This is a genomic window from Streptomyces sp. enrichment culture (assembly GCF_964273145.1).
GTDB lineage: Bacteria > Actinomycetota > Actinomycetes > Streptomycetales > Streptomycetaceae > Streptomyces.
Genome location: NZ_OZ186873.1, coordinates 6,457,237 through 6,475,308, shown reverse-complemented (window position 1 = coordinate 6,475,308; position 18,072 = coordinate 6,457,237). Strand labels below are relative to the sequence as shown.

The following is an 18,072-nucleotide window of genomic DNA, read 5'->3' as shown; positions in this document are numbered from 1 at the left end:
CCGGGAGGTGGTGGCGCAGCCCGGCGCCGGTGGGATGCCTCCCCCGCTCCCGGCTCCGCTCGAGCGGGAGGACCCCCATCGCCCGCCCGTGCCGTCCTGCGGCACGGGCGGGCGCGGATCGCGGCGGTGGTGGGCGCGGCGGCGACCTCCTCAGGAAGCGGTCGGGGGGCGCCAGTTCCTGGTGCGGCCCCGGGGGATCACCGCGGCCAGGGCTGCCAGGAGGAGGACCGTTGCCAGGCCCACGGCCGCGATCGCCAGGGAGCGGGTGTGGGGGGTGGGGTCGGCGGGGGCCGGCATGTGGGCGGGAGCGGGGGACCGCACGGAGGGCTTCGCCCGGTCCTGGACCAGGGACAGGGCCGCGTACGGGTCCAGACGGGGGGTGTCCGAGGGGTAGGCGGTGTCGAGGAGGCGGCGGGTGACCTCGGCCGCAGTCAGGTCGGGGTGGTAGGCGCGGACGAGCGCGGCGGTGCCCGCGACGCCCGCCGCGGCCAGCGAGGCGCCGGAGCCGATGTAGTGGCCGGTGCCCCCGGGGCCGACGCTGACCATCTCGTCGCCGGGCGCGGACAGGTCGGGCTCGTGGGCGGGCGGCGCGTTCTTCTGCCGTACGCCGCCGGGGCCGAAGTCCACGACGGCGAGCGCGCCGGGCGCGGCGGCCGGCCAGTACGGGCCCGGGGGCATCTCGCCGTCGGGTCCCCGCTCCTCGCGGGGCACGGCGTCCGGGGCGGCGGGGGCGACGACCAGCGCGTCACGCCGGGTGGCGTGGGCGACGGCCGCGGTGAGTTCGGCCCCGCCGGTGCGCAGGGCCTGGCCGACGTAGACGACCTGCGCGCCGCGGTCCGCCGCCGTCCGGATGCCGGCGGCCACGCGCTCCGCGGAGGGCACCCCGCGGTCGTCGGTGCCCGGCAGGGCGAGGATCTCCGCCTGCGGGGCGATCCCGGTGATGCCGCTGCCCTTCTCCGGTGCGGCGGCGATCAGGCCGGCTGCGAACGTGCCGTGGCCCACGCAGTCGTCGGCCGCCGCGTCGACGGCCTCCACCCTGCCGGACAGGCCGGGGACGCCGGCGGAGACACCGGTGTCGACCACCGCGACGGTCACGCCGCCGCCGCGCGAGATCCGCTGGGCCCGGGACAGTCCGAGCGCCGTCTGCGACCACGCCGCTCCGGTGGCCGTCTGCCCCGAGGCCCCGGTGCACGGGCTGCCCTCGCCGAGCCGGACGGGCAGCGGGGGCAGCAGCGTGGCCCCCGGACCGCCGGCACCGGAACTCCCCGGCGGGGCGGCGGGGGCGGCCGGGGCGGCGGGGAGGGCGAAGGCCGGCCCGCCGGCGGCCGGCAGGACCACGGCGATCGCCAGCACACAGCCCGCACCCCGGCTTTTCATGACATTTCGCATGAGTCGCATGATAGGCACACAAGATGTACGGCACACAACGCCAACTACCGCAGCAGCACAAGGAGGTTCGAGGCGTGGCACGGCAAATACTCACGGTCGGCCCGGAACGGTCGGACGGATTCCGGACGATCGGTGAGGCACTGGCCCAGGCCCGTACCGGGGCGGTGATCCGGGTCCGTCCCGGCCGCTACGCCGAGAACCTCGTCATCCGGCACCGGGTGACGATCGTCGGCGAGGGCGAGCCGGGCACCGTCGAGCTCTGCCCGCGGGACGGCACCGCCGTCACCCTCATGGCCGACGCCGTGATGCTCAGCGCCCTCACCCTCCGGGGCCGCGACAAGGAGGCCGCGGTCGTGGACGTACCGGCCGGTCAGGCCGCCCTCGACGGATGCACCGTGACCGGCGCCGGATGGACGGCGCTGCTGGTCCGCGGCAAGGGTTCGCTGGCCGCCCGCGGCTGCCGGATCGGCAACCCCGGCGGTGCCGGGCTCGTCGACTCCTCGCAGTCCGGGAGCGTCGTCGAGGACTGCGTGTTCGAGAACTTCGGCACCTCCGCGGTGGTCATCGGCGAGACCGCCGGACCCCTGGTCCGCAACTGCCGCATCCGCGGCGCGCGGGCCAACGGCGTCCTGGCGAGCGGCGAAGCGCGGGGCACCGTGGAGGGCTGCGACATCTCCGGCACCGACAAGCCGGCCATCGCCCTGGAGGGCCACAGCTCGACCCGGGTGCTGCGGTGCGTCGTGCACCACACCTCGGTGGGGCTGCTGGTGACCAGCATGTCCCGCCCGGAGATCGAGGAGACCTCCTTCGAGTCCATCGCGCAGAGCGGCGTCGTCATCTCCGGCGGGGCCGACCCGATGCTGCGCGGGTGCGTCACCCGGCGCACCGGGACCAGCGGGCTGCTCGTCCTGGACCGCTCGCGCGGAACCCTGGAGGGCTGCTCGTTCCACGGCTCCGCCGAGGGCGCCGTGCGGGTCGTCGAGGGCAGCGCCCCGCTGCTGCGGGACACCGTGGTGAGCGACTGCGCCGACACCGCCGGGGCGGTGCAGCTCTGGGACGACTCCACGGCCGAGTTCGAACGCCTGGAGGTCCTGGACGCGGCGGGGGTCGGCGTCTCCGTGCGCTCCGCCGCCAACCCCCTGCTGCGCCACGCCCGGATCACCGGTGCGGGCGGCCACGGCGTCGAGTTCACCGACGACGGCCGCGGCCGGCTCGAGCACTGCGAGATCGAGTCCGCCGGCGGCTGCGCGCTGCACATCGACGACGACTCCGACCCCGAGATCAGCGACACCGTGCTGAGCTCCGCCGCCCGCTCGGGCCTGCTCGTCGGCGAACGCGGCCGGGGCACCCTGCGGGACTGCGAGATCGGCGACAGCGCCGACGCCGGGGTCGGGGTGCGGGACGGCGCCGAGATCACCCTGGAGCGGGTCCGGGTGCACGGCTCGAGGGCCCACGGCGTCCAGGTGTCGCGCGGCGGCCGGGCCGTCCTCGACGCCTGTGAGATCACCGGGAGCACGGGCGACGGCGTACGGGTCGACAGCACCGAACCGGTCGACGTCACCCGGTGCGTCGTGCGCGACAACCGGGGCGCGGGACTGCGCCAGAGCCGTGCGAGCGAACGGCTCACGGTCGAGCTGCTGACCAGCGCGGACAACGGCCTGCCGGACAGCTGGGGCGAGTCCGCCGGTACGGCCGGCGAGGACGGCGCCCCGGGCGGGGCCGGCAAGGAGCAGGAGCCCGAGGGCCCGCTGGCCGAACTGGAGGCGCTCACCGGCCTGGAGAACGTCAAGCACCAGGTGCGCACGCTGGTCAACCTGAACCAGCTCGCGGAGCGCCGGCGCCGGCTCGGCATGCCGGTCCCGTCCATGAGCCGGCATCTGATCTTCGCGGGGCCGCCCGGCACCGGCAAGACCACCGTCGCCCGCCTCTACGGCAGCATCCTCGCGGACCTGGGCGTGCTCAGGAGCGGGCACCTCGTCGAGGTCGCCCGCGCCGATCTCGTCGCGCAGGTCATCGGCGGTACGGCCATCAAGACCACCGAGGCGTTCAACAGCGCGCTGGGCGGGGTGCTGTTCATCGACGAGGCCTACACCCTCACCGTCGAGGGAACGTCCAACGACTTCGGCCGCGAGGCCGTCGACACCCTGCTGAAGCTGATGGAGGACCACCGCGAGGACGTGGTCGTGGTGGCGGCCGGCTACTCCGAGCAGATGAAGTCGTTCCTCACCGCCAACCCGGGTCTCGCCTCCCGGTTCACCCGCACCATCGAGTTCGGCAACTACGCGGTGGAGGAACTGGTGACGATCACCGAGAGCCTCTGCCACCGGCACCAGTTCGAGCTCGGGCCGCTGACCCGGGAGGCCCTCGCCGTGCGCTTCGAGCAGATGACGCGTGACGCGACCTTCGGCAACGGCCGTGCGGCCCGCAGCGTGTTCGAGGACATGGTGGACCGGCAGGCGTTCCGTCTCGCCGCCATGACCGATCCGGCGGAGAACGACCTGACGCTGCTGCTGCCGCAGGACGTCGGCGACGCGGAGGCGGCGGCCGTCGGCGGCGGCACGGCGCAGGACGCCGACGACGCGTCCGACCCGATGGCCGAACTCACCGCCATGGTGGGGCTCGCCGCCGTGAAGCGGGAGGTCGCCGATCTGGTCAGCCTGCTGACCAACGCCCGGCAGCGGATCGCCGCAGGGCTGCCCGCCCCCCGGATCAGCAACCACCTCGTCTTCAGCGGACCGCCCGGTACCGGAAAGACCACCGTCGCCCGGCTGTACGCCCGGCTCCTGCACTCGCTGGGGGTGCTGCCCCGCGACTCCCTGGTGGAGGTGGCGCGGGCGGACCTGGTCGGCCAGTACGTCGGCCACACCGCCCAGCGCACCAAGGACGTCTTCACCAGCGCGCTGGGCGGGGTGCTGTTCATCGACGAGGCCTACACCCTCACCCCCGAGGAATCGTCCAACGACTTCGGCCGCGAGGCCGTCGACACCCTGCTGAAGCTGATGGAGGACCACCGCGACGAGATCGTGGTCGTCGTCGCCGGATACACCGAGGAGATGCGGCGCTTCCTCGCCTCCAACCCCGGCCTGACGTCCCGGTTCTCCAAGTTCGTGACGTTCGAGGACTACAGCACTGACGAACTGGTCACCATCGTGTCCCGGCACGCCGCCGCTTCCGGGTACGAGTGCTCCGACGCCACCGTCGAGGCGCTGCGCGCCCATGTGGACGCCATCCCGCGCGACCGGTCCTTCGGCAACGCGCGGCTCGCCCGGCAGCTGCTGGAGGCGATGATGACGAGCCAGGCCCGCCGGCTGGGCGCACTGAGTTCGCCCAGCCTCGCCGACCTCACGACCCTGTTGCCGGAGGACCTGCCCGTCCGGCAGGCCCTGGGGCAGCGGCCCTCCCTGTGAGGACGGACGCCCGCCGGCCGGTGCCGGCGGGCGTCCGCTGCGCCGTCGCGTCCCTCAGACGTTGAACTTGACGCTCTCCAGCCACAGGTTCGGCTCCAGCGACCCGCCGAACCTCCAGCCCTGGGACGACTCGCACAGATAGGCGCCCCAGTCGCGCCCGCCGAGCTTGTGGTGGTGGCAGACGTTGCCGTCCGCGACGCCGATGGCGTAGCCACCGAGGTTCGGCGCGTTCGAGGAGGCGCTGCCCAGCAGCAGGTCCGTCCCGTCGGCCGCACTCGACCAGGCGGTCGTCCATCCGTCCTTCTGGACGTACTCGTTGGCGGACACCCTCGTGGCGCCGACCACCGCGATGTTGATGGCCGTGATGGGCCGCCCCTGGCCCGCCGCGGCCCCGTCGCATGCCGGGGCCGTCCAGCCGGCACCCTTCATGTGGACCCGGTAGCAGATGTGCCGGCCGGGATTCGAGGCGGCCAGCCGCTGGGCGGCGTAGGCGGCGGTGTTCTCCGGGAGCCTGGGAGCCTCGTGCTCCTCGGTCCGGGTCTCCTCCCTCTTCGTCTTCCCCGTCTCCTCCGTCTTCCCCGTCTCCTCCGTCTTCTCCGTCTTCTCCGCCGCCTTGGGCGACTCGCTGGCCGGGGACGTCGGACCCACCACTGGAGGCGCCTTCTCCACGACGGGGCTCGACTTGGCGGAGGGCTTCTTCGTCGAGGGCTCCGGCGTGGGCTTCGCCGGGGCGTAGTCGCCCTTCGGCACCTCCGAGGAGTCCTCCTCGAGCAGCGTGTCGGACCCGGCGGCCACCGCCACGTCGTCCTTCTTCTGCCGCGAGTCGTCCGTGGCCCAGATCAGCAGCGGCACGGCGAGGAGAACGACGCCCGCGATGCCGGCGGCGGCGAGCAGGGGCTTCTTCGGGTTCCCGGGCGGCGGCCCGTCCGCACCGATGCCCGCCGCGGCCCCGGAGACGGCGGTCCCGGCGTCCGGGGCGCCCCGGCCGACGGCGGCCGACTCCGCCTGGCTTCCTGTCCGCGCCTGCCCGCTCGCGGACTCGGTGGCGCCTTCGGGCCCCTGCCGCCGCCGGGGGACCGGGGCGGCGGCAGCGGCCGGTGCGGTCGGCTCCCCGGCCGCCCCGCCCGCCGTGCCGGGCCGCGCGGGGGCCGTCCCGCTCTCCGGGACGTCCGGGGTCTCGGTGTTCTCCGGAGCCGGCCGTGCCGCTCCCCCGCCCCCGTTCCGTCCGGGCGTGTCCGGCCGTCGGGCGGCCGGTGTCAGCAGCGGGCCCGGGTCGGCCGCCGCCGATCCCAGGGAAACCGCCCTGCGGACGGACGGACCGCCCGCGCCGTCCGGCCCGGCGGAGGAGGACTGTCTCGGGTTTGCCATCGTTCTCCTTGGAATGCGCATGTGTGCGGTGGTGTCTGTCCCCGTGCGTGAGGGACGGTGCGGTCCCCGCCCGCTACCCGCCGTGGCCCACGGGCCCGAAGCAGCGTTCCGGCCAGCCCCGGCCCTCCCCGACGCGGAACCCCTTGGAGAGCGCGTCCTCGAGGTGCGCGAGTGCCTTGAGGTCCAGCCCGCTCAGTTCCTCCGTCCCGTCCATGTAGGCGGGCGCGTTCCCGGGGAGCTCGCGCAGCAGCACCACGGGCGGGCCGCCGGGCACGGTCCGCACCCCCAGCACCCGGAAGCCGGTCCCCGGCACGAAGACGATCTCTTCGCCGGCCTCCGGGGAGCCGGCGGGCCGGTCGAGCAGTTGCCGCACCTTGCGTCCGGTGACGGACCAGATCGCGTAGCGCACGGCGGCCCCGGCGGGGAGCTCCGAGGACCCGGCCAGGGCACTGACCGGAGCGGGGTCGTGCACCAGCGTGCCGGTCCCGGGGCCGGGGCCGGCGGTGTCCCCGCCGCGCAGCGCCACGCCCCGGTAGGAGGGCAGCCGCCGCAGGGCGGACGCCAGGCAGCCGGCGTAGGGCAGCAGGCCGCCCTCGCCGGTGCGCAGGTCCCCGACCAACGCACGGTGGTGCAGCGGCCCCTCCTCGGCGGTGAGGTAGGCGTGCGCGGCGACGAGATCGGTCCGCGCCGCCTCCAGTTCATGACCGCGCAGGGCGGGCATCCGCGTGAGCACCCGGGAGACGGCCGCGGCGTGCCCCTCCCAGACGCCCGCCGCGAGGTCACGGAACGCGGCACGCTCGGCGGCCCCGCTGACGTGCCCCGGAGCGAACGGAAGGGACACGGCCCGCGCCTGGCGGGCCGGGGCGCTCGGGGCACCGGCCTCCGCGGCCGGCGGTCCGGCGGTCCGGCCGCGCGGTGCCGGCCGCGCGTCGGCGCGCGCCGGACGACCGTCCGGACGACCGGTCCCGGCACCGTCGGGCACCTCGTCGGTGCTCGGGTCCGTGCCTTTGGAGTCGTGCCTCCGCATCCCGGTGCCGGTCCCGCCGCCGGTCCTGCTCCGCGGCTCCGCACGCGTGGGCGCACCGCCTTCGGGTCCGGGGGCGCCGCCGGTGCGGTCCGCGCCCTCACCGGACGGTGAACCATCGAACGCGCGCGCCGTCCCGGCGGCGGCACCGGCTTCGCCCACCGCACGCACACCGCCGGCCGAGGGGTTCGCCTGCGCCCCGTCCGCCCCCGCGCCACCGGCCGCGGGACCCGTGCCCGCGTCACCGGAGGCGCTACGACCGGGCGACGCCCCGGCCGGATCCCGTTCGCCGGCCCCTCCGTGGGACGCCTCACCGCCGGCCCGGGCCGACGGCCCGGACGAGGAGGTGAGCGGCGGGCGAGGTGTCGCCGCTGCCGGAACCGGTGCACGCCCCCCGGGCCCCGCGACCCCGCTCACTTCGGCGGACCCGCCTCCCTGGACGGGATCCGGCGATACGGCGGACCTCCGCACCCCGCGCGCCGGCACCGCGGAACCCGCACCCGGCGAACCGGCGGCGGGCCGGCGTGCCACGGCGCCGGGCGGCGAGGGGCGTCCGGCAGCGACATAGCGGATGCCCGGTACGCCGTGCTCGGCGGCCAGCCGGCGCAGTTCGCCGTCGCCGCCGATGAGCCTGCCGCGCACCAGCAGGGTGGTGCGCGCCCGGACGTCGGCTCCGAGCCCACGCAGGAGCCGGGACAGCGCGGGCAGCAGGGAGCCGTCCAGCGGCTGCCCCGGCATGCCGAGTTCGATGGCGCACACGTCCGGGTCCACGGCCGGGCCGACCGGCCCGGGACGGGGGCCGGTCGGTGCCCACAGGGCGAGTCCGGCCCGGGTCACCGTGGCCTGCCAGCGGTCCGTCAGTCGTACGGTCCCCGGTTCGGTGCCGCCGAGGATCCAGTCGGGCGGGCGGCTCCCCACCGGCCTGGGCACGGGGGGCCTCCCCTGCGGGTCGGCGGGCCCGCAGACCACCGACGGGACGAACGGCTGCCAGCTCGGCCTCCCGTCCCGCCCCACCAGCGTCGGCCGGGGGACCGTCCCGGGCGGTGCGTGGTCGGCGAGCAGCGGCAGGCCGGTGAGCACCTCCACCTCGGCCCCCAGCAGGTCGGCGACCGACTGGCCGAGCCGCAGCAGGTCGCGCCGGCCGCCCGGTGCGAGCCGGACGCGGGAGCGGTGCGCCTCGGGCAGCGCCATGAGCACGGCGGCCACCTCGTCGGCAGCGACGTCCTCCGCCTGCGGAGCGCCGACCAGTACCGTAATGCGCTCGAAGTCGACCGGCACCGCGAAGCACAGGTCGTCGGGGGCCGGGCCGGGGGCCTCGGCCGGGCGTATCAGCACGCCCGCCGGTATCCGGTCCACGACGCAACCACCGGTCGTGTGCGCGGGCACCCGGCCCAGCGCCTCCTCCCACGCGGGTACCGGGGCGCGCGGACCCAGCTTCCGGGGTTTCCCGCCGGGCGTGAACCGCCACCACGCGCGTCCGGGGCCGGAGTCGCCGTGGACGAAGAGCGCTCCCCCGGGCGTGAACAGGACGACCCCGTCCGGAGCGGTCACTTCCAGTTCCCAGGCATCGGCGATCCTGCGGGCGACGCAGGGCCGGTCCGGCCGGTCGTCACCGGCTCCGGACATGACGAGCCGGACCCGGCCGGTGCCCTTCGAGCGGAGGGAGTCCAGCAGAGTGCCCAGCCGCGCCCAGTGGTCGGCGCCGGGCGTCCTGCCCCCGACAGCGGAGCCGACGATCACCGTGGCGACGTCCTCCTCCACGCCGACGGTGCTCGCCACCTCGGCCAGGACGTCCAGCGAGAACGAGTCGTCCTCGACCGAGCGCACCAGCAGCACGCCGCCGACGTCCTCGACCGGCGGACCACCGGTCCCCCGGCGGTCGGCGCCGCCCGGGCCGGCGGCCGGTCCCGCCGTTCCCCGTCCCGTAGCGGACCTGCGGCCCCGGCCCGGCAGGACGGACGACCAGCGGCTCACGCGTCCGCTCCCCGTACCGGGTGGACGGCCTCGGTCAGCACCCGGACGCCGGCGGCCGCGGGACGCTCCGGCTCACCGGCCCGCCCTTCGGTGATCGCGTCGCGCACGGCGTCTGGTTCCAGCAGCATGCTCACCGCGGCCGAGGGGTTCAGGTAGAGCACGTGCCCTTCGGGGACCCTCGGCACGAGGTCGTCCACGCCGACCAGTTCGAAGGCGAAACGCCCAGCGGTGTGCAGGAACACCGACGAGGTGAACAGCGGCACGACCGGGGTGCCGTCCGGCGCCACGGCGCTCAGCGGGCCGCCGCCCGGCGCCGTCAGCACGGCCACCTCGCGGCCCGCCAGCGCGGCCGTCACCGCCTCCCCCGGCCCGTAGCCGGTCGAGGCGAGCTGGACGGCGCGGTCCACCTCGTCCTCCGGTTCGGGCCAGCCGAGCGCACGCGGGGACGGCCGGTAGTCGGGGTTCTCCCGCCACTCGACGATCTCGCCGTCGGGCCCGGACCGCCACCGGCCGGGCATCGCCCACTCCGGGGGCTTTCCGGGTCCGGACCACATCGGGTCGACCACCCCCAGCCAGTGGTCCGGTGCGAGGCGGCCGGCCTCACGGATGTCGTCCGGAACGGGTGGAAGCGCCTCGTCCTGCCGGCTCATCGCTGTCCTCGTTCGGTGGATCGGGGTGACGGGTCCGTCCGCGCCGTGTCGCCCGGGCCGTCGCGCCACAGCAGGCGGCGCGCGGTCGTGGCGTCCGTGACGACCCCGGTGAGCAGACCGGACCTCAGTGCGGCGCGGATCGCGTCGGTGCCGCGTCCACCGGCCGTGACGCCGATCAGCTCGGTGACGCCTCGGAGTTCGGCGGCGCTGACGGAGATCATGCGCGCGTTCAGCTCCGTGGGGATCACCCGGCCGTCGGCGTCCAGGACGTGGCCGGCCACCTCGGCGCACGCTCCCGCCTCCCGGAGCCGCTCCCGCTCCCGCTCGGACAGGGCGTCGTACACCGTGGAGTGCGGGGCGTCCCACGCGCCGATGCCGACGACGGCCTTGGTGACCAGGCCGAACCGGTCCAGCGTCTCGGCGGTGGCGGGCTGGCTGCGCAGGGCGGCGGCCGTCGCCGCGTCGGGAAGGAGGAAAGGGGTGTGGAGGGGGAACACCCTGCCGCCGCCCGCCGCAGCCGTGCGGCGGACCGCGGCGATCGCGGCGTCGTGGGCGAGGTCCCGCCCGTGCACTCCGGTCAACTGGACCACATCGCAGAGCGGCAGCCGGGTCACCGCCTCGCTGAGCGCGTCCACCGCCTGGCTGCCGTCCAGCCCGAGGACGTCGCCCTCCTCGGCGATCTCCGAGATCAGCTGGGCCGCCGCCGTGCCGAGCCAGCGGCCGGTCTGACGCTGGTCCGCCGAGGACGCCGCACCACCCTCGCCCCGGGACAGGTTGACGACGATGCCGTGACGGAGTCCGAACCGCTCGGCCAGCGCCCTCGCGAGCGGGAGGTCGATCTCGGCGGGGACGGTGATGTCGATCCGCACGATGTCGTGGGCCACGGCCGCGTCGAGGAGGCGAGCCACCTTGAACCGGCTGATGCCGAACTCCTTGGCGATCTCCACCTTCGAGCGGCTCTCCAGGTAGAAGCGCCTGGCGACGGCGGCGGCGAGGAGTGTGTCGATCGGCGCGGATAACGTCGCCGCCTCAGCCGGTTCGGCCATGTCGTTTCTCCACGCTCTCATCGTCTCGTCAGCTGATGCCGTTGTACCGACAGTCCACCTGTGCAAGGTGAGCGGCACATGACGGGGAGAAGGCGTCAGAGTTACGGAAGTGACTGGAGTGACTGGAGTGACTGCTGAGGTCGGACTTCCCTTCCCGGACGGGTCGCCCGCGTCGGGGCCGGGAACGAGTCGGGCGGTGCGTCAACCGCCTCAAGCGGTGGCGCGGCCTGACCACACGAACCGGCAGGCTCGCGACCGCCCGCCGGGCCGCACTCCACCTCGCCGGCGTCCTCCCTGGATCCGACGCCGACCAAGGGGACAGAACCTGGTGCTGTGACCGCACGGGTTCGCCGGCTGTCGATATGGAATGTCCGATGAAGCGGATGTGCCGGTGTGCCTCAGCGGTAGCCGGCCAGGCCGTCCGCGAGTTCTCCTTCGTCGCCGTCGCGGATAGCGCAGAGGGCTTGCTGCAGGGCGAATGTGCCGCGGATCGCGGCGACGCGGGCAAGGAGTCCGCGGTTTGACCAGCCGCCCAGGGCGAGCACCCGCTCCAGGAGCTCACGGCCGTAGCCGGCACCGATGGCTGCGAGGTCCTCGGCCGGGTCGCCGAGTGTGACGTCGTCCCAGTCGAGTACCCCGGAGAGGTGCGGCAGGCCGTGCGACCACTCCCATAGAACGTTCTCGGCACCGAGGTCGCCATGCACCACTGCTCGGGTGACGCGGGGAAGGCCGTCGAGTGCTGCGAGTTCCCGCTCGGCCCGTAGGCGCCCGTCGTCGGACATGAGCGGGAACAGCTCCGCGCGCACGTTCTCCGCGAACCTCCGCCACCGGTCCTCTGATGCCCGAGGGAGAGTTGCTCGTACCGTCTCGTCAGTACCGGCACGGGCCAGAGCGGACAGCAGCGTGGCGTACTGCGCCGCCACGGTGTCGGTCACTGGGGCGTCGTTGAGCGCGTCGGCCTCCAGCGGTTCCCCGGGAATGCGGCTGAGTACCAGGAACGGCTCCTCGTCGGTGCCGTGGGCGCCGCCCCGGAGCAGCGGCTCAGGTGTGCGGAAGCCGAGATCGAGTCCGGCGAGCGCGTGGAGCGCGGCCGCCCGCTGGGGCAACCGGGCGGCCGCTGCCCGGGTGCGAGGCAGGCACACGACCCGGTCCGAGCCAATGACCACGATGTGGAATTGCCCCTGCCGCACGGCAAGGTCGTCCGGGTTGTCGTCGGGCAGCAGACGGCTCAGCAGAGCGCGATGCGTCGTACGGATGCTCACGAGTGTCCTTTGGATCCCTCGACGGGTCGGAGGCGATTGTGCACGAAGTGCTGTCAGGCCGCGCCAGCGGTCGACGGTGCCTTCGCGGTGCCGGTTGACGCCCCACAGCCGGTCGTCGCCTACGGAGGAGCAGTCGTGGAAGTGGGTGACGCCGTGGGTGCGGTGGCAGGTCGCCGGCGGGCGGTCGGGCTTGCCCTGCTTCGCCCGGCAGGACCCCGCGGTGGGCCGGATGCCCGGCGGTCCGAACTCGCCGGAGGCGAGGGCCGGGTCCGGGAAGCACTCGAGGACGTGCTCGATCCGGTCGAGTTTGGCGTCGTGTTCGGGGGCCGGGGACTCCTTCCACGTCTTGGTGCGCTGAAAGGTGATACCACGGCGGCGGAGCAGGCAGCGTAGGGTTTCGCGGCCGATGCGCCGATCTCCGCCAGGGCCTGCTCGACCTGGCCTGCAGCCTCATATGCCTCCGCCGCCAGCGAACCTCATCCTGAAACGATCAGTTGAAGGATTCCCATCATCGCGAGGTCATGCCCTTGATCGAGCACCACTCCCACGAGGGGGTGAACAACCGGACCGAGAACGGTCATCAGCCCACGAGGCAGCGCGAACGCTCGATGGAGGGCTTCCGCGACGTGGGCGGGGCGCAGCGGTTCCCGTCCACGTTCAGCGGCATCTCGCCCCGCTCCCGGCCTCGCCGCCACCTGATGACAGCATCCGGCTACCGGGCCGAGATGACCGTCCGCTTCGCCATCTGGGACCAGATCACCGGCGCCGCCGGCTCGCCCACCAGGGCCTTGAGGACCCGCCCGGCCCCCAGGGCCCATCACGCCCCGACGCGCCGTCAGGCGGTCACGCACCCGTCAACGTGACAGTGCCGTACGGCGGGTTGTCGATGGCCGGCGGCTTCGCGGGCGCCCCGGAGGGCTGCGCCTGCTTCCGGGCCGTCTGCCGCGTGCGCCGACAACCCCGGCAGGTACGGCAGCGCCGCCCAGTGGGTGACGTGGTCCTCATCCGGACCCGGTCCGCCCGGGGGGTAGCGGACGATGCCGTCGGAGTCCACGAAACAGTCGTGGCAGTGGCCGTCGTCCTCGGACCGGTGCTGAAAGGTCATGGGAATGTTGGGAATGTACAGATCATGAAAAACCATGGGCCTCACCAGCCAATAGGGGTCACCTGCGACGGAACGGTCATGGAAGTCGTCCGGCCAGATGCCGAACGTCGCCGCCGCGACAGGCTCCCCGGGTCGGAGCAGCCTCTCGCGTGCGTCGACCCATTCCCCATTCGCCCGTATATCCGGTGTTCCTCCCGGACGTTCGGTCCCTGACTGCCGGGTGTCGCTGTTCCGCTCCTGTGTGTCGGGGAGAGATCCGATCACGCTCGTCTTCTGAGGCGTCCCGACACCCGGCAGGGTTGCCCGCCCGCTTCCGACGCGCTGGGAACGGGGGCACGGGCCGCCCGGTTTCGGCGGCGGGGCGAACGGGCCGGCCCTTCTCCGGGTGAGTGGACGCAGACCGTATCCGGGCGACTGACCGGGCGAGCAGCGGATGTGGCGGAGGTGGGCGGGGAGGCACGACGGCAGGCGATACGGCGCGGGGCGCCGGAGCCGGAACCCGCCGATGTGCTGGTGGGCGCCCTGGCGCCGGACCGGTCGTTGACGGTCGCGGGGCGTGAGCGTGGGGGCCGGCGAAGTGCGGTTGTCGTCGGCGTCGAAGGCGCAGGCGCGCGAGGTCGTCGTGCCGTCGTCGGTGGCCAGGGCCAGGCGTCCGGAGGTGTCGTGGCGGTAGGCCGTGGACAGGGTTCCGCCGTCGGTCCGGGTGCGGTCGGCCTGCTTGCCGTGGACGGTGTAGGTCGCGAAGCCGGAGAGCACGGTGGTGCCCGCGGAGTCCGCGTAGGTCGCCGAGGCCTGGTCGCCTGTCGTGTCGCAGGTCCTGGCCAGGGTGCGGCCGTCGGGGAGTGACTCGCCCGTGGGAGCGCCGTCGGCGTCGTAGGCGGCGGCCGTGGACGCCCCGGTCACGGAGTCGATGACGGACGGGGCCTGGCCGGTGGTGTCGCCGTAGGTGATTGACGGGACATCCCGTCCGCCGATCTTCGCTTCATCACTTCTCCCCTGCGACAACACGCATCACCCCGCGGAAGACTCGCGGTGGCCGTGGAGCCCGGCTCGTCCTCGAGGACGAAGCCGGTCCCTCCATGACGCCGCCGCAGGCGATGACCCGGTCCCGGCGGGGCCGGACCCCGGTGGTGCGGGTACGGGGCCGTTCCCGCCGACGGGTGCCCGTTGCGGCGTCGACCCGCTGCAAACCCGGCCACCGCTCGAGGCGGACCTGCCGGCCCCGCCGGGACGACGGCCGCCGCGACGTACGACGCCAACGCGCTCCCCACGGACGATCCCCCTCCCACCGCGACAAATCAGGAGATCATTCCGTCCGGTCGATCAACGCGGCAGTGCCCGTGGGCCCGCCCCACCGCGAGCTTGATCCAAGGCGTTGACATGAACGCAGCATGACGACACGCTGAGAGCGCTCTCACGCGCTGGTACGGACCATCCCCCCACCCGCACGGAGGTGAAGAGTGCTGTCATCCCTCAAGCACGGACTACTCGCCCTCACCGGTGCCGTCGCCCTGACCGGCGCCCTGCTCACGGCCGGCCCCGCGCCGTCCGCGAGCGCCGCGGTGCCCGACACCATCCCCCTGACGATCACCAACGACTCCGGCCGCGGTGACGCCGTCTACGTCTACACCCTCGGCACGTCCCTGACGACGGGTCAGCAGGGTTGGGCGGACGCCGCCGGCACCTTCCACGCCTGGCCGACCGGCGGCAATCCACCGACACCCGCGCCGGACGCGTCCATCCCCGGACCCGCCGCCGGGCAGACCAAGACCATCCGCATCCCCAAACTGTCGGGACGCATCTACTTCTCCTACGGCCGCAAGCTCGACTTCCGGCTGGCCACGGGCGGTCTGGTGCAGCCTGCCGTGCAGAACCCGAGCGACCCGAACCGCGACATCCTGTTCAACTGGTCGGAGTACACACTCAACGACTCCGGTCTGTGGCTCAACAGCACACAGGTCGACATGTTCTCGGCGCCGTACTCCGTCGGTGTGCAGCGCGCCGACGGCAGCGTGCTCACCACCGGCAAGCTCAAGCCGGGCGGCTACCGCGGGGTGTTCGACGCGCTGCGCGCGCAGCCCGGTTGGTCGGGCCTGATCCAGACGCGGTCCGACGGTACCGTCCTGCGGGCGCTGTCCCCGCTGTACGGCCTGGAGACCGGGGCGCTGCCCGCCTCCGTCCTGAACGACTACATCGACCGCGTCTGGCGGAAGTACACGACGGACACCCTGACGGTCACCCCGTTCGCCGACCAGCCGGGCACCAAGTACTTCGGGCGCGTCTCCGGCGGCGTCATGAACTTCACGAACAGCGCCGGTGCGGTCGTGACGAGTTTCCAGAAGCCCGACGCGTCCAGCGTCTTCGGGTGCCACCGGCTCCTGGACGCTCCCAACGACGCGGTGCGCGGGCCGATCTCGCGGACGCTGTGCGCCGGGTTCAACCGCTCGACGCTGCTGAGCAACCCCAACCAGCCGGACACCTCGGCGTCCGGCTTCTACCAGGACCCGGTGACCAATCACTACGCGCGGGTCATTCACCAGCGGACCACGGACGGGAAGGCATACGCCTTCGCCTTCGACGACGTGGGCAACCACGAGTCGCTGGTGCACGACGGCAACCCCGCGCAGGCGCGACTGACCCTCACCCCGTTCGACTGACCACCCCGGTCGGCCGACCGCCCGGGAGGACGGCCCGTGCCCGCGCACCGGGGCACGGGCCGTGACGTGCCCGCGCACCGTTGGCTCCGGGAAGGCGGCATCCACAACCGGCCGTCGGGGACTGCTCGCCGCCGGGGTGCCTCGAACGGCATCTCTTCCTCGGCCCGCACGGCCGGCTTGCCCTCGGGGACCAGGTCATCGGGCAGGTGCGCGGCCGCTTCCGTGAGATCCGGGAAGCGGCTCTGCACGAGGCTGCCGCGGCGGGACCGCACCAGCAGCGGACCGGGCGCCGGCCACGGCGTGAGGACGATCGCCCGGCAGCCGTCGAACTTCGGCTGACATCGCAGCTCACCAGGGAGCGCGCCGGGCGCGGGCGCCGTGTCCCGGGCCTGCGCCGGCATCGGTTCCACCGGTGGCCGAAGCACCGTACCTCCGTCCACGGGCTCGCCGGTGCCCCGCGACCTGACACGGCCAGCGGTTTCCGGGGCGGTCCCGGCCGGTGGCTGCGCGGCCCGCGAACTCGGTGCCGCAGGCACGGACGGCATCATGTGATCAGCGCATGACCTTGCGCTGATCACAGGTGGGCGGGACATGAGGCTGACTGGTGAGCCGGGCAGGGTGGAAAAGCTGGCGGAGGAGGCCGTCGTCGCCGCGTGCGAGCTGGCCGACGCCGCCGGCCCGACGCAGTGGAGCGCAAGCGCGGTGGAGGACGTGGCCGCCGCCCTCGAGGTCTTGGCCGGTGCCCTGTCCCAGCTCGACCCGGAGTGCGCGGAGATCCTCGCCGTCGTACCGGTCGCGGCGGCCGCCGTCGTCGAGCGCGCCGAACAGGCCCGCGCCGGTGCCCGCCCGGGCGAGGACGCCGGAGGCAGGACCACGTCCGGGACGAGTACGGCGCTGCGTCAGGCGCTCACCGCTCACGGCCTGGTCCCGCACCATGTCCACCAGCTCGGGGCCGCGCTGGTCACCGTGACGCTGAACGCACCCGAGGCGCAGGCCCTCGCCGTCCTCCTCGACCGGCCCTCGAGCGCCCTCCCCCACCAGGCGCAGCAGGCCGATGCCGGATGGGGTGAAGGACCGGCCGAAACCGCGGCTGCCGCTCTCGCCGGGGCTCTCCGCTCCCACAGCACCGGCGCGTACGCACGGGTCCTGTCTTCGGGGCAGGTGAGCGCCGGTCTCACTCCGCAGGCCGCCCAAGCGGTGATCGCGACTCTCACCGCTCGGCTGGCCACCGCGTCACGCGGCAGGCGGCGCGGGCTCGGGCCCGGCTTCCGGGGCATCACCGCCCGGTAGCGCGTGTTTCCTGCGGGGGACACGGGCTCGTGCGGCGTCGGCCGCCGCGACGCGACGCAAACACGCCGATCTGCTACGCGTCGATTCCTCCCATCGGGTCTTGCTGTCCTGGGACATCCCCTTCGCTCCGGGGGATTGAGGGAAAACCCGGCATCGAGCCCGCGACGTAAACGTCCCGGGTGGCCCATGGCCCGGCTTCCTCGACCGGAAGGAGTGCGTCAACCGCTGGATCGTCCTCAGCGCGGGATGTCGTCACGGGGGACGTCTGAGGACGCGAAGCGGAAAGGCACGTCAAGGTGGCCGGTCAGCCTTCGGCCGGTCCCGGCGTTCCCGCTTGGTGGGGTCCTGTGGCCGCGGCTTGCGTGATCCGTGCGTCGCGGGATGTGGGTCCCCCTCGGCGTCCGCAAAGCTGTCCTCGGCCCGAAGGACGATCGGAGCGCCGGATGGTCCGGGGCCCTCACCGTCGCGACGCCGTCCGTAGTAGACGGCGGCGTCCATGCCGAGGCCGGGACCGGGCGGGCAGTCGACGATGATCACGCCGTGATCGTCCCCGGTCCCCCTGCTCGCCCCGCCAAGCCCGAGCACGTCGCACGGCACCGCCGGCAGCGGGGTGCCGTCGCCCTGCGGGGCAATCGCGATACGGCCCCCTGTACCGACCGGCTTACGGCGAGCGGCGCCATGCCATGTGCCCATCGCTCCGTGCGGTGGCCCACCGGCCGGACCGGCGGCCGGTGCGCCGCTGACGGTGTGTACGGGAGAACCGGCCCCGGACTCCCGCACGAGGTCCGTCGCCCCGGTCCCGGCGCGGAGGGTCGTTGCACGCGAATGTCGTTTGTGAAGTCCTCGTTGCACGCTCGCGTATCACCCTGTGCCCGGGTGGCGGGCCGTGCTTACCTCATC

10 protein-coding genes and 4 pseudogenes are annotated in these 18,072 nt (G+C 74.1%); 5 read left to right on the top strand and 9 right to left on the bottom strand.

All coding sequences use genetic code 11. The features are described from left to right. Positions 1-150 precede the first annotated feature (150 nt). On the bottom strand, positions 151-1,389 hold the full coding sequence (locus ACSU6Z_RS28625; protein ID WP_437050006.1) for a S8 family serine peptidase: 1,239 nt from the start codon (positions 1,387-1,389) through the stop codon (positions 151-153). Positions 1,390-1,463: 74 nt separating this feature from the next. Between ACSU6Z_RS28625 and ACSU6Z_RS28620 the strand changes: the two genes are divergently transcribed. Further along, positions 1,464-4,796: a right-handed parallel beta-helix repeat-containing protein gene (locus tag ACSU6Z_RS28620; RefSeq protein WP_437050004.1), complete on the top strand. Its 3,333-nt coding sequence runs from the start codon at positions 1,464-1,466 to the stop codon at positions 4,794-4,796. A gap of 54 nt (positions 4,797-4,850) precedes the next feature. On the opposite strand, the gene ACSU6Z_RS28615 is transcribed toward ACSU6Z_RS28620, so the two are convergent. The 6 genes and pseudogenes from ACSU6Z_RS28615 to ACSU6Z_RS28590 all read right to left on the bottom strand — a co-directional run. Beyond that, the gene (locus ACSU6Z_RS28615; protein WP_437050002.1) at positions 4,851-6,164 is read right to left on the bottom strand and encodes a hypothetical protein; all 1,314 of its coding nucleotides are present in this window, start codon (positions 6,162-6,164) and stop codon (positions 4,851-4,853) included. A gap of 73 nt (positions 6,165-6,237) precedes the next feature. Further along, on the bottom strand, positions 6,238-9,162 hold the full coding sequence (locus ACSU6Z_RS28610; protein ID WP_437050001.1) for a hypothetical protein: 2,925 nt from the start codon (positions 9,160-9,162) through the stop codon (positions 6,238-6,240). Further along, entirely contained in the window at positions 9,159-9,812 is a 654-nt protein-coding gene (locus ACSU6Z_RS28605) for a type VII secretion system-associated protein (protein ID WP_437049999.1), read from the bottom strand. The genes ACSU6Z_RS28610 and ACSU6Z_RS28605 overlap by 4 nt, the downstream gene beginning before the upstream one ends. Continuing rightward, positions 9,809-10,858 (bottom strand): sugar-binding transcriptional regulator, encoded by a 1,050-nt coding sequence (locus tag ACSU6Z_RS28600; protein WP_437049997.1) that lies wholly within the window; start codon positions 10,856-10,858, stop codon positions 9,809-9,811. Before ACSU6Z_RS28600 ends, ACSU6Z_RS28605 begins: the two co-directional genes overlap by 4 nt. A gap of 398 nt (positions 10,859-11,256) precedes the next feature. Beyond that, the gene (vph, locus tag ACSU6Z_RS28595; RefSeq protein WP_437049995.1) at positions 11,257-12,120 is read right to left on the bottom strand and encodes a viomycin phosphotransferase; all 864 of its coding nucleotides are present in this window, start codon (positions 12,118-12,120) and stop codon (positions 11,257-11,259) included. A gap of 30 nt (positions 12,121-12,150) precedes the next feature. Then, positions 12,151-12,531, bottom strand: a pseudogene (locus ACSU6Z_RS28590) (IS630 family transposase); the annotation flags it as partial. A gap of 98 nt (positions 12,532-12,629) precedes the next feature. Between ACSU6Z_RS28590 and ACSU6Z_RS28585 the strand changes: the two are divergent. Then, positions 12,630-12,908 (top strand): annotated as a pseudogene (locus ACSU6Z_RS28585) (IS6 family transposase); the annotation flags it as partial. A gap of 47 nt (positions 12,909-12,955) precedes the next feature. Here the strand turns inward: ACSU6Z_RS28585 and ACSU6Z_RS28580 are convergent. Next, on the bottom strand, positions 12,956-14,233 hold the full coding sequence (locus tag ACSU6Z_RS28580) for an AQJ64_40280 family protein (RefSeq protein WP_437049994.1): 1,278 nt from the start codon (positions 14,231-14,233) through the stop codon (positions 12,956-12,958). 9 nt (positions 14,234-14,242) lie between these two features. Here ACSU6Z_RS28580 and ACSU6Z_RS28575 point away from each other — a divergent pair. From ACSU6Z_RS28575 to ACSU6Z_RS28565, 3 genes and pseudogenes are all read left to right on the top strand, one after another. Continuing rightward, positions 14,243-14,481, top strand: a pseudogene (locus tag ACSU6Z_RS28575) (IS630 family transposase); the annotation flags it as partial. 204 nt (positions 14,482-14,685) lie between these two features. Further along, positions 14,686-15,882 (top strand): glycoside hydrolase family 64 protein, encoded by a 1,197-nt coding sequence (locus tag ACSU6Z_RS28570; RefSeq protein ID WP_437049993.1) that lies wholly within the window; start codon positions 14,686-14,688, stop codon positions 15,880-15,882. Between the two features lie 591 nt (positions 15,883-16,473). Continuing rightward, positions 16,474-17,172 (top strand): hypothetical protein, encoded by a 699-nt coding sequence (locus tag ACSU6Z_RS28565; protein ID WP_437049992.1) that lies wholly within the window; start codon positions 16,474-16,476, stop codon positions 17,170-17,172. A gap of 396 nt (positions 17,173-17,568) precedes the next feature. On the opposite strand, the pseudogene ACSU6Z_RS28560 reads toward ACSU6Z_RS28565, so the two are convergent. After that, positions 17,569-17,718 (bottom strand): annotated as a pseudogene (locus ACSU6Z_RS28560) (ParA family protein); the annotation flags it as partial. Positions 17,719-18,072 lie beyond the last annotated feature (354 nt).

Coding starts and splice junctions, on each gene's coding strand:
- ACSU6Z_RS28625 (WP_437050006.1), bottom strand. CDS start 1,389: ATGCGAAATGTCATGAAAAGCCGGGGTGCGGGCTGTGTGCTGGCGATC.
- ACSU6Z_RS28615 (WP_437050002.1), bottom strand. CDS start 6,164: ATGGCAAACCCGAGACAGTCCTCCTCCGCCGGGCCGGACGGCGCGGGC.
- ACSU6Z_RS28605 (WP_437049999.1), bottom strand. CDS start 9,812: ATGAGCCGGCAGGACGAGGCGCTTCCACCCGTTCCGGACGACATCCGT.
- ACSU6Z_RS28600 (WP_437049997.1), bottom strand. CDS start 10,858: ATGGCCGAACCGGCTGAGGCGGCGACGTTATCCGCGCCGATCGACACA.
- ACSU6Z_RS28565 (WP_437049992.1), top strand. CDS start 16,474: ATGAGGCTGACTGGTGAGCCGGGCAGGGTGGAAAAGCTGGCGGAGGAG.